Origin of the sequence: Sphingobacterium composti, from assembly GCF_009829075.1 — a bacterium.
GTDB lineage: Bacteria > Bacteroidota > Bacteroidia > Sphingobacteriales > Sphingobacteriaceae > Sphingobacterium > Sphingobacterium composti.
On record NZ_WUQZ01000004.1, the window covers coordinates 235,887 to 248,496 of the forward strand.

Genomic DNA, 12,610 nt, shown 5'->3' on the forward strand with positions numbered 1-12,610 from the left:
TACCATAGTGCAAGATTAAGCGTAAGCGATATAGAAATACAAAACTAGAACGACTACTATTGCCCACCAAATAAAAGGATTTCGTAACCCTTTATTTTGCTCCCTTTCTTCTGGTTTCAAGCGCAGACTTTCTTTGTTCCATATTAAGCCTTCTAATTCAGCCGCTGATTTTGCTGGTGTTAAAAGACTAACAATAGCACATGTCAGCATACAAGTCCAAAACACAATACCAGCTCTATTCATATAAGCAATTTCAGGAAAAGCTAATTCGAGTGATAATGCCATAGGAATAGTTAATAAACCAGCTGCTAAAGCGCCTTGTTGTGTAGTTCTTTTCCAAAGTATACCTAACAAAAACATAGTAGCAATACCGGGTGTAAAATAGCCATAAGCCTTCATTAAGAAAAGAAATATTGGTTTATCTGAATAATTAATTAATAAACCAGTACAAATCATTCCAAGCACAATCACAACTACGCCTACACTTTTACCAAATCGAACCGATTGTTCGTCTGTTGCTTTTTTATTAATGTAAGGAATGTATACATCCATTGTGAGGATCGTAGTACAAGAATTAATTGCTCCAGAAAGATGAGACATGATTGCTGCAATAAGTCCTGCCATTACAAGTCCTACCAATCCTGATGGAAGTAAATTGCCTACCAAAGTAGAAAAAAGTAAATCTGGTTTCTCTAGGTTTGGAAATAGTTTTGGTGCTACTAATGCTGGAAATATGATTAAAAAAGGCACAAGAAATTTGAGGTATTGTGAGAAAACAACACCCATACGTGCATGCCACTCATTTTTTGCAGCTAATACACGTTGTACAACAAATTGATTTGTTGCGAAATAGAATATACTCACACAAAGGGATCCTCCAAGATACATTGTCCACGGAAAATCAGGGTCTGTTGAAGGTAATAATATATCCCATTCTTTGGAAGATTCAATAATTGCAGGAATACCTCCTGCAGTATCAATAGTCACATAAGATAATACAAGCATCCCAGAGAGTAATACAACTAATTGTAACATTTCCGTCCATACAACTGCGCGCAAACCACCTAATATTGTGTATATACCTGTTGCAACGGCTAATACAATGACGCTGGTAATTATGGGTATATCAAGCAATGCGTGTAAGGATAATGCACCGAGGTATAAAACAGCTCCTATTTCAACGAATACATAGGTTAATACGACCAAAATGGAATATGTCGTACGAGCGGATCCTCCATATCTTTTCTGCAAATATTCGGGCATCGTAAAAAAGCCGTTTCGAATATAAAATGGAAGGAATACCCATAATAACACATTTAACCCAATTAAAATAGCGCCCCATTCCATTGTTACGGCGACGAATCCACGTGTGTAGGCAACCCCCATAGCCCCGACCAAATGATGACTACTTATGTTGGCCGCAATGATACTTCCACCAATCATTGCCCAGGATAATTTATCACCAGCCAAAAAATAATCTCTCTTAGTTTTCTTGCCTTGTTGCGAGGCATACATACCCAGTCCAAATACGATGACTAGGTATGTAATGAATATACTTATATCTAAGTATGTAATATCTAAATCCATGGTTTGTCAATAAAAGTCCTACCAATCACCTACGCTTCCGTCTCTATAAAATACTCGTTGAAGTACCTCTTGTTGGAAAGGATGTTTTTTTACTTCTTCAATATTAATTTCAATACCCAATCCTGGTAAAGTATTAGGTTGAACAGTCATTCCTTGTTTTGTAATATTGAAGTTTTCACTCACAATGTCATTACGCCAAGGCACATCATTATGTACACTTTCGCAAATAATGTATGATGAAGTAGAAAAACCAACTGCTAAAGAGGCTGCTGTACTAATTGGACCTTGTGGATTGTGTGGTGCTATTGAAACACGGTATGCATCAGCCAATGCGGCGATTTTACGTACTTCGGTGATCCCTCCACAGTGTGTGATATCAGGCTGTATAACACTTACGGCTCTTTTTTCGAGTAAATCACGGAATGCATGTATACCAACTAATCTTTCACCAGAAGCAATAGCAGTGGATACAGCGCGTTGAATTAGTGCAATATCTTCAACAGATTCTGGCCAGCAAGGTTCTTCAAAAAAATATAGTCCATATGGCTCTAGTGCTTTAGCAAATTGTAGTCCCATACGAGGACTAGGTCTTGCGTGACAATCTACCATTATATCTATTTTATCTCCAACAGCTTCACGCATGGCGCGGACGCAAGATTCGGCATATTTAATAGGTTCAAGACCCTCCAAAGACATTGTCTCAGGTACAGCCATAGATTTGAATGCAGTAAAACCTTCATCTACAGCTTGTAATGCTAATTCAGCAAATCGCTTACTATCATCGGCTCTTGTTTCATAAAAATCCTCCATCTTTCCTCCACCCAAATGACAATATAAACGTACATAATCACGAACTTTTCCTCCTAATAATTCATAGGTGGGTACATTATGAATTTTGCCGGCTATATCCCATAGCGCTATGTCAATACCACTTATTGCCGTACCTCTAACAATATTATCGCCATGCCAAAAATGTTGACGATACATCATTTGCCATAAATGTTCTATTCTTCTTGGGTCTTGACCAACGAGTAATTGACTGATATCTTCTATGGCACCGACTACAGATCGAGTATGCCATTCTAATGTAGCTTCACCCCATCCCCACAAGCCAGGTTGATCGGTTACTACCTTTATGAAAATCCAATTCCGCATTCTCGCATTACAAACATATGTTTCAATGGCTGTTATTTTCATTTTAGATTTTACTTATTGTTTGGTTTATATATTGTTAATTAAGCGAGACATAACAAGAGCAGTTTTCTCAAGTGTTTGCTCTATGTCTTCTTCGGTATGCGCATAGGAAATACTTCCTTGTTTAATTGGGGTAGGGAAATTGAATATACCTTCTTTAATTAATTCATAACGATATCGTTTATCGAAATCCATATCGTTATTCATCATTATATCATGAAAATCAACCGGTTGATGATCCATGAAATATACACAATATGCGGAACCTTGCCTTGCTACATATACTTTTTTATCATATGCTGAAAAAACATTATTTAGTCCACGTTCTAACTTTTCGCCAAGATTTTCCACATGTTCATATACTTTGTAATCATTTGAAGAAAGTTTTTGAAGAGTAGCTATTGCCGCTGCGGTTATCATGGGATGTGCATTAAATGTACCAGCTATTAGTACTCTTTCTTCTTTATTAGGATGTATGAAGAAATCCATGTATTTACGTTTGCCGGCAATAACCCCCATTGGGTATCCATTTGCTAAAGCTTTACCAAAAGTACTTAAATCAGGAGTCACCCCGCTAATACTTTGATAGCCTCCCAGTGCATGTCTGAATCCTGTTTTAACTTCATCGAAGATTAACAGAAAATTGTTTTCGTCAGCTAACGCTCTAAGACCTTCGAGATATCCAGGTAATGGTTTCACTATTCCAACATTTTGTAGTAGAGGTTCAAGTAATATGCATGCAACAGGATAATTGTCAATTACATATTTAACCGACTCTAAATCATTGTAATTAATTATGTGAACTAGGTCTTTATGTTGTTGAGGTATTCCTGCTGATAAACTATCAAAAGGATATTCACCCGCTACTACACGTGATCCAATTGCGTCAATTGAACTTATTACATTAGCTGCTACATCATTGTGCCAGCCATTATAGCCTCCTTGCATAATGATAATATGATCTTTCTTAGTAGCAGCGCGCGCAATACGAATTGCATGATATGTCGCTTCAGATCCTGTTGTTGTTATTTGTATTTTTTCTGCAGTTGGGACACATTTTAAGAAAAGTTCTGCGAATTCACCCTCCAAATTGGTAGGGCCAGAGCCCATCAAGACTGTGTTTTCTTCTAATGCTTTTATAGCTGCATCATTTATATCTTTATCATTATGACCTAAAAAGGCAGCCGCAAATCCTGCTTGGTAATCTATGTATTGATTACCTTCAACATCCCAGACTTTGGATCCTAACCCTTTTGCAAAGCAAATGTTTGGATCAGATTTCCTGTTTAATGATACCACTCCACCTGGAATGCTCTTTTCGTTATTTAATAATATTTCTTGGGATTTAGGCCAATTATTCATTGTATTCAATGCAAAAAATTAAGTTTAATAGGTAGTTTACTTATTTAATATTTTAGCTCCACATTTTATAATGAGGAATCTTCATAGTTACACCATTCTTCATACATGATTCATGAGCGACGATACCTGGTATACTCATGTTAAGTGACATTGCAATATCTAATATTGGTTTTCTCTCTTCGATAATAGAGCGGATAAATTCTTCGGTTAGATGGCCGTGGGATCCTCCATGACCACCTGGAGGCATGCCAATAGGTAGAGCTGGGCGTTTCAGATTAGGTATTTGATCATTTAATAAACCATGATATCCTTTACCTTTTACCCACATTCCTTGCTCGCCACGAACGAAACCCGATTCGGATCCCGGTCCAGGTAGATCTTTAAAGTGTGACATTTTGGAATATCCACCAGTATCTGTACGGAATGTTGCTATTTGAGAGGCATAAGGATTTTTGTACGGATTATTTGCTCCTTTGTAAGGATCCAAATGACTTTCTTTTCCAATACAAGATACTTCCGTATAATGGCCATTAGTTACCCCGATATAATAGGCTGTTGCATGAGTCAAATAGTACATAGGTACATTTCCATTTCTCCAACCTCCGTAAGACGGTAATGGTTTTTGACTGTAGTGCACATATTCCCCCTCAGAGTAGACAATTTCTCCAAAAGCACCAGCCTCGTATATTTTTTTCATTGCATACATGTCTTCTCTATAAAATGATGTTTCAAACATCATATAGTTTAGACCTGTACGCTTTACTGTCTGATACAGTAATTCACATTCATCCAATGTTGAGAAAATAGCTGGTACAGCTACCGCAACGTGTTTGCCATGATTCAAGGCTAAAATAGCATGTTTAGCGTGAGAAGGAGCATCCGTACAAATAAATATAGCCTCAATTGATTTGTCTTTAACCATCTCTTCGAGTGAGGGATATTTTTTGTTGCATTTCACACGAGTAGCTAGCATCTCACAACGCTCTGGATCTAGATCGCTGACAGCCAAAATTTCTACATTCGGATGGTCTTGGAATCCAAATGCAGCCGAGAAGGTACTTAATCCATACCCGACTAAACCTACTTTCACCTTTTTATTTGGTAATGGTTGATATCCAGCATAGATATCTTCTGATATCTTTCCGACTTCATCAAATCCTGCAATCACTTTTCCATCAACTGTAGGAGCGGTTGGATTATTAGTAGTAGCTTTTTTACTAGCACATCCATATGGTAGTAGGCTAATTGATGCTATGCCAAGGCCTAATGTATTCAGAAATGAACGTCTAGAATTATTCGTCGGTAGATCATTCATAGAGTTTTTTAATTCTTTATTATCCATTGTTATTAGGTTTATTTACTTATTATAAAAGTATTGAAATTATATAAGCAGTTTAAAATTGATATTATTAAATACTTAAACTATTTTAATCAAAATCAATACGCTATATTATGTATAATAGATATTTTTGAAATATTAGGTTAATTCTATTTAGTTATATCCATTATTTTGTTTTAATGATGATACACCAGTATCATCGACACTTAAATCAATTTGTTCTTGTGGTATAGGGAAATATTCATGAGTACCCTTAATAAATTTTCCAGTAGAATAATTACTTGTTGGATTGAATCCTGGTCTGGCTTGTTCTCTTGCCATAAGGAAATTATGTGTCGCAGCAATATCAAAATCTAATCCATCATATCTCTTCATGTCTAAGTAACGATGATGTTCAGTAGCTAATTCTAAACGTCTTTCAAATCTAACTGCTTTTCGGGCAAATGTTTTTCCCATCGCAGAGAATTGACCACTATACAAACCTACTTTATAATTTGCAGCTGGCTCGTCACTGAATCCGTCTAAAGGTTTGCTGTTATCTTTATATTTCTTTACAAATCCATCGGGATTGGCAGCCCTACTTCTTACTCTATTGACATATTCCTCGGCTTTTTGAAGACTTCCAACTTCTACTTCGCACTCTGCAGCCCATAATAGGATATCTGCAAAACGTATCATATTGTAAGGGATATTATTCCAGTTGCCGTTTTCACGCTCACTACCTACTGATGCTTGTCGCGTAATTGTTTTTTTAGCGCTGTAAGCTCCTCCTGTACGCTGACTACGTACCCATGCCATGCCAGGATGTACTCCCCAGTCCAAATAAGGTATGCCACGGCGCCCTACTGTCCAATCCAATCTTGAATCTAGAGTACCATTGTATGGAGTGAAAGGATCAGTTGATCGTAATCCTTGATCTGTAGGTATTGGGCTTAGATGATAACTGTCTATGAGTGGTAACCCTGTACTTGGATCCGTTTGATAAGCATCGACTAAGTCAAATGTAGGTTGATACCAGCCACAACAAGTTGCAGCAGGTCCACCGTATGTGCCGTTATAATAGTCCATTGGATTTCCATTTCTGCCAGAGGCTCCATCGAAAACTGACATTTGCACTGCAAAGATAGATTCTGCATTATTTCTTGTGGATGCTTTAAAATTATCTGCATAGTGATCTAGTAATTTGTATTTTTCACCTTTGCTTGTAGTTCCATTTGCTATAATATTATCTAGAATAGGTTTTGCTTCATTAAATTTCTTTTGAAACATATATGTCTTCACAAGAAATGACTTTGCGGCCCATGAATTTGCTCGACCTACTTCCGAAGACGTAGCTGATAAATTGTCTGAAGCGAATTTAAAATCTTCTTCAATTTTTGGATAAATATCAATTTCGTTAGTAACTAAATAATTTTTCGCAGCATAATTTACTGTTTCATCGATCCACGGTACATTCTTCCATAATGTGACCAGTTGCAGGTAATAAATGCCGCGTAAAAATTTAGCTTCAGCAATTATTTGTGTTTTTTGTTGCTCACTAGCATCCGTAATAGTGGGTGTTATTCGGATTACATCATTACAACGTTGTACAGCCGCATAAATAAATTTCCAACGATTATTTAAGCTGGCAGTAGTGGCATCAAATAAAAAGGCATCCTCAATGCTGACTCCTGACTCAGAACCCATTCGAGCATCATCGGGCGCTAATAGCGATGTCCATCCATTATCATAAGTTCCTGTCAACGTACCTGCTCCTTTTAACAAACTATACGCGCCTATTAATAATCCATCAACACCTTTTTTATTAGAAAGGATGGGTTCACTTAACGTTCCGTACGGCTGTATTTCTAAATAGGATTTAGAGCAGGAAGAAACAGATATTCCTAGGCATAGTGCTATGATATATTTATATATTCTTTTCATAACTATAATTTTTGAAATTAAAATGAAACATTTAAACCGAAAATTAATCCCATCTCATTATTGGGATACGGTGCTCTATCTACACCAAATTCGTCAGGATCACCAGAAGAAATTTCAGGGTCTAAACCACTATATTTAGTAATAGTAAAGACATTGGCGGCTTGGCCATAAACTCTTATTCTTGAAATTCCAATTTTTTTGATTAATTGAGGTGATAGGGTATAACCTGCCGTTACATGTCTTAGTCTCAAATATGATCCATCCTCAATGAAATATGAATTGTTGGCTCCTACAGTACTAAACGACCGTGTAGCTTCTAGTTTTGGAATATTTGTATTGGTATTTTCTGGTGTCCATGCATTTTTTAATTTATTGCTTTTCACTCCTTGGTAGAATGACATGAAATCTAAATAGGTGAGTGTAGTATTTAATATTTCATTACCTTGGGAACCGTATAATAAGGTGGAAAAATCGAAGTTTTTATAATCTACACCTAAGTTAATCCCAAATGTATAGTCAGGATTTGGATTTCCTAATATAATTCTATCATCAGCAGTTATTGTTCCATCACCATTTGTGTCCTGATATTTGAATCGTCCAGGTTGTGCCGCAGTTTGTGTTGGTGAATTGTCAACCTCTTCTTGGGAATTGAATATTCCTACTATTTTGTATCCATAAAATGAACTCATAGCATACCCTTCTTCATTTTTTGTCAATGTGCCTAATGCCTCATGATTACCACTCAAAAAATACCCAGGTCCAGGAAGATCAATGATTTTGTTTTTATAAGTTGTAAAGTTTAATCCTACGTTAAAGCGGAGATTACTATTCAGATCTTGTCTATAATTTAGATTTGCATCTATACCATCATTTTGAATATCTCCAATATTAATAGTAGGAGAAGTAGCCCCACCTAGTATTGTAGCGGGAAGAGGTTCTGTAAATAGTAACCCATTAATTTTTTTCTTATAGTATTCTGCCGATAAGGTGAACTTATCCAAGAATTGCATATCTACACCAACATTAGTTAAGACATTTTCTTCCCAGCCTGTAGCGATATTACCAATTCTTGACTGTCCAAAGCCTTGAACTGTACTAGATCCTGTGCCGTTAATGTCATAATTAGTTCCCGATATGGATGATGAAAATAATGAATATGCATTAGCCGCATTTACGTTGTTTTGTGATCCTAACACCCCCCAACTACCTCTTAGCTTAAGGTCGTTTAGCCAAGTTTGATTTACCAAGAATGGTTCTTCTGATATTCTCCAACCTAGAGAAAATGATGGAAATACACCATATCTTCTTTGAGAACCAAATTTTGAAGATCCATCTCTTCTTACCGTACCACTGATTAAGTATTTATTATTATAGCTGTAGTCTAATCTGCTAAAAATTGAAAACAAACTATTTGAATTTACAGAACTGTTTGAATTGATATTTAATGTTCCATTATTAACATTTAAATAGTAATCATCTTCTGAAAAAAAGGCACTCGAAGATCCTGTTACCCCTCTATACGTATACTTGATAGCTTCCGTACCGATCAACATTTGAATATTATGTAGTTGTATCGTTTTGTTGTATGTCAGTGTATTAGTAAAAGTCAAAGTATTATTATAATTTGAACTTATACTTAATGCATTTTCCGCCGCACTTGCTTCGACATTTTCAGTCTGTGTTCCGGTAAAATCTCTGTCATAAGCTGTATTGTAGTTAATACCTAAACTCGTTTTAAACTTCAATCCATTTAAAATATTTGCTTCTAAATATGTATTACCCGCAAGTCCCCAATCATAAAATAGATCTTTTGTATTTCTTTCTTGATTAGCGATTGAATTGGAGAATGAACCAAGATTTGGACCTCCAAATGATCCTGCATAATTTCCAGCGATATCTCTTAGAGGCACAATGGGTAACATCATGTAGGCTGTATTCAAGGAGTTAGAGCCACCAGATACATTTCGATATATAAGGCTTAGATTTTCACCTACAGTCAAGATTTTACCCAATTTGAATTCTGTGTTAACTCTTGCATTGTATCGCTCGTAGTGGGATTTGTATAATGTGCCATTTTGATTACTGTATCCGAGTCCAAAAAAGTATTTTGATTTTTCAGTTCCACCATTTACAGATAATGCATGTTGGTTTGAAAAAGATTTTTTAAATAGGTTATGAAACCAGTCCTCACCTTCTTTATTAACTTTTTGAATAATGTAATTTCGTCCAGTATTTTTCTTTTCATAAAAATATAAGCTAGGATCTACTTGAGGATCGCCTTCCATTCCTACACCAGCACCATTTGGTCCCCTATAGGTGTAGTCTGGCATTCCATTTGCAAATAAGACATTCCCAGGGTACACCTTATTATAAATTTCCATAAAATCCATTGAATTCAACGTATTATATACGTTTCCCGAAAGAGGGTAGGTAGTATTTGTATTTCCCTCGTATTGAATACTAGGATCTCCTCTTTTCCCTTTCTTTGTGGTAATAATTATAATTCCATTAGCACCACGTACACCATATATTGCGGCTGCTCCAGCATCTTTTAATACCTGCATACTTTCAATATCATTAGGATTGAGGTGAGTCAAGTTTTGTTCAATGCCATCAACTATTACTAACGGCTGCGTATCTCCAAATGAAGACAAACCACGAATATTAATTTTACTCGCAGACCCTGGTACACCTGATGAAGATACATTTACTCCTGATGCAAGTCCTTGTAATGCTCGGTCGATCGATATGGTAGTTTGTTTTTCAACCTCTTGCATATCCACTACAGATACTGAACCTGTGATATCCTTCTTCTGTTGTGAGGTATACCCAGTTACAATGACCTCATCCAATGCGTTGTTGTTTTTTTCTAGAGTTATAGTAATAGAATTTCGTTGATTCAGCGATTGGCTGAGTGAATTGTAATTCACGTGTGAAAAAATCAGCGTTGCATTTAGGTTTGGAGCGGTAATTTCAAAATTACCTTTTTCGTCCGTTACACCTGTCGATGAGCTATTTAAAATACGAATACTCGCTCCCACAACCGGCGCTCCATCACTATCTTTGACTACACCTCGAACTTTCTCCTGCGCAAAGAGTGCTTGCGTGAAGCAGCAGTAAAAAAGTATTAAAATCCAAGGTTTGGCATTTTTTTTAAATGTCAAACTCTTTTTCATTTTTAAATTTGTCATCATAATTTATAATGTTTAAAGTTTAATTTTTCAGGAGTAATGTGGTTGAAATAGAAGAGTAATTTGAATATTATGGAGCCAGTAAAAAATCTAAAAATTGATCAACTCCTCTATAAGGCTTGTATTTTTCACTATAGCCATTTATTTTTACAAATACCATGTTTTTTTCAGGTATTATAACACAGAATTGACCACCGTTTCCACTCATATACCATATATATGTACCATTAGGTCTTTTTTTTGCGCGCCATCCGTAGCCATATGTATTATTTGAATCAATATGTACCTCTTGGTTCGGTCTAGAGACCATTAGGGGAATGGAAATGGGAGTAAGTGATTCTTGTACGTATTCTTGAGAAATAATTTGTTTGTCCTCCCATTTGCCATTTTGTAGATATAAATAGCCAATTTTTGCGAGATCTTTCGCTGTCCATTTAGAAAAAGCATATCCTGCATATACTGGAATTGTATTTCCATTTGAAGATAATATTTCGCCGTCAATAGACCATTCTGCCTCAATATCAAGTGGAATCAATACGCTATCTTTTAATACTTCTAATAATGATTTATCATATATATATGTAAGAGCCTTCGCTAAGAGGTCGAAATGATCATTGTGGTATCTCGCATCTATACCTGGTGGCATATCAATATGATTGCCATAATTTTCTTTATTTTTTTTTGCTTTTATACCTGAGGAAACCGTAACTAAGTGTTTGAATGTAATTTCATTACTGTATTTTCCAGCGTCTAATTGAGGATAATACTTAATGACCTTATCATTTATATTAGAAATTAATCCCTTGTCTATAGCAATTCCTAATAAAAGACTCATTATAGTTTTGGTAATTGATTGTACTTCTGTTTTTTGATCTATGTTTTTGTCATATTCCCATTGCTTAGTTATGACCTGGTTTCTAATCAATACCCCGTTCGCATGGCTTACCTTCATCAATGAATCTATCTTTATGTCTATACTATTTGATTTGGATTTATCAGGATCGTAAAGATTCTCATCGGTTAATATTGTTTTTGTGCTTTTTGACAGTTGTGCGAACGAACAATTTGAAAAAAAGAGTGCAAAAGTTACAATAATACATTTGCGATAAAGATCTTGTAGCTTAAGTTTTATGTAAAATCTATTTATAGTCATATCTTTCTTCTTAGGTGTTAAAATATCAGATTGATATTTTGAAAATTTTCAACTGGTCACTTTTTATAAAATTAAAGTTGTTTTATGTTCGGGTTTTAAACTCAATTATTGGAAGCATAAACAATTTTATCCTTGTAATAGAGAGTGCTGCTTGACGTAGAGGTTATATAGAAAATAGTTGAAGATTCTCTCTAGAATTTTTTTAAGTCATTATACATGCTGAAATTTTTATTTTTTGCTTATACTTTTTCTGGTTGATAAAGAGAGATTTGATTTTTAAATGTTTCTATTATTTTGAATTTTTAGTACAATTACTATCTTTGCATCACAAATACGGTAGGTATAGCTCAGTTGGTTAGAGCACTAGATTGTGGTTCTAGGGGTCGTGGGTTCGAGCCCCATTACTTACCCAAAAAGCTTCAAGGAAACTTGAAGCTTTTTTGTTGTGCGCCCGGCATGGGCGATAACTCTAGGGTGCAAGTCCCGAACACGCCATTACAGTTGGAAGTGTTAGCCGAAGGCAAGGGTGTCCACCGTGAGGTGGAATCTGAAGGAAGCCATAGGCAAATTCTCGGTCTGACGGACAGAAACTAGATATAAGGCCTACGATGCTGGATGAGGTTGCAACACAAACTAAAGTCCTATACTGTACAGAAGCATCAAGGTAAATGTAGCAGACACATGAGAGGAAAGTTATCGTTTTTACCCGGGGAGATCTCACAGACTTGTGGAAGTTTTTTTTCAGAAGCAAGGAGTAAAGCTAGCTGTGAGAAGTCAGCCGATTTCGTAGTACTTGCTTACGGCAAAGCAAGGAAGGAATGAACCTTAAGTTAGTGAGCAATACACGAGAATTACCTAATG

7 protein-coding genes and 1 tRNA gene are annotated in these 12,610 nt (G+C 35.9%); 1 reads left to right on the forward strand and 7 read right to left on the reverse strand.

Annotated features, from left to right (window positions below; all coding sequences use genetic code 11):
• Positions 1–15 precede the first annotated feature (15 nt).
• The 7 genes from GOQ17_RS04865 to GOQ17_RS04895 form a co-directional block, all read right to left on the reverse strand.
• The gene (locus tag GOQ17_RS04865) at positions 16–1,587 is read right to left on the reverse strand and encodes an SLC5 family protein (protein ID WP_159635604.1); all 1,572 of its coding nucleotides are present in this window, start codon (positions 1,585–1,587) and stop codon (positions 16–18) included.
• 18 nt (positions 1,588–1,605) lie between these two features.
• Entirely contained in the window at positions 1,606–2,784 is a 1,179-nt protein-coding gene (gene dgoD, locus GOQ17_RS04870; RefSeq protein ID WP_159635607.1) for a galactonate dehydratase, read from the reverse strand.
• A 24-nt stretch (positions 2,785–2,808) separates the two neighbouring features.
• Complete coding sequence (locus tag GOQ17_RS04875) at positions 2,809–4,143, reverse strand: aspartate aminotransferase family protein (RefSeq protein WP_159635610.1); 1,335 nt, start codon at positions 4,141–4,143, stop codon at positions 2,809–2,811.
• A 52-nt stretch (positions 4,144–4,195) separates the two neighbouring features.
• The gene (locus GOQ17_RS04880) at positions 4,196–5,485 is read right to left on the reverse strand and encodes a Gfo/Idh/MocA family protein (RefSeq protein WP_159635613.1); all 1,290 of its coding nucleotides are present in this window, start codon (positions 5,483–5,485) and stop codon (positions 4,196–4,198) included.
• 150 nt (positions 5,486–5,635) lie between these two features.
• Positions 5,636–7,405: a RagB/SusD family nutrient uptake outer membrane protein gene (locus tag GOQ17_RS04885; protein ID WP_159635616.1), complete on the reverse strand. Its 1,770-nt coding sequence runs from the start codon at positions 7,403–7,405 to the stop codon at positions 5,636–5,638.
• Positions 7,406–7,422: 17 nt separating this feature from the next.
• The gene (locus GOQ17_RS04890) at positions 7,423–10,599 is read right to left on the reverse strand and encodes a SusC/RagA family TonB-linked outer membrane protein (RefSeq protein WP_159635619.1); all 3,177 of its coding nucleotides are present in this window, start codon (positions 10,597–10,599) and stop codon (positions 7,423–7,425) included.
• A 67-nt stretch (positions 10,600–10,666) separates the two neighbouring features.
• Positions 10,667–11,749, reverse strand: coding sequence for a serine hydrolase domain-containing protein (locus GOQ17_RS04895; RefSeq protein WP_159635622.1), 1,083 nt, complete (start codon positions 11,747–11,749; stop codon positions 10,667–10,669).
• 336 nt (positions 11,750–12,085) lie between these two features.
• Between GOQ17_RS04895 and GOQ17_RS04900 the strand changes: the two genes are divergently transcribed.
• Positions 12,086–12,159 (forward strand) — tRNA-His (locus GOQ17_RS04900).
• The last annotated feature ends 451 nt before the right edge of the window (positions 12,160–12,610 follow it).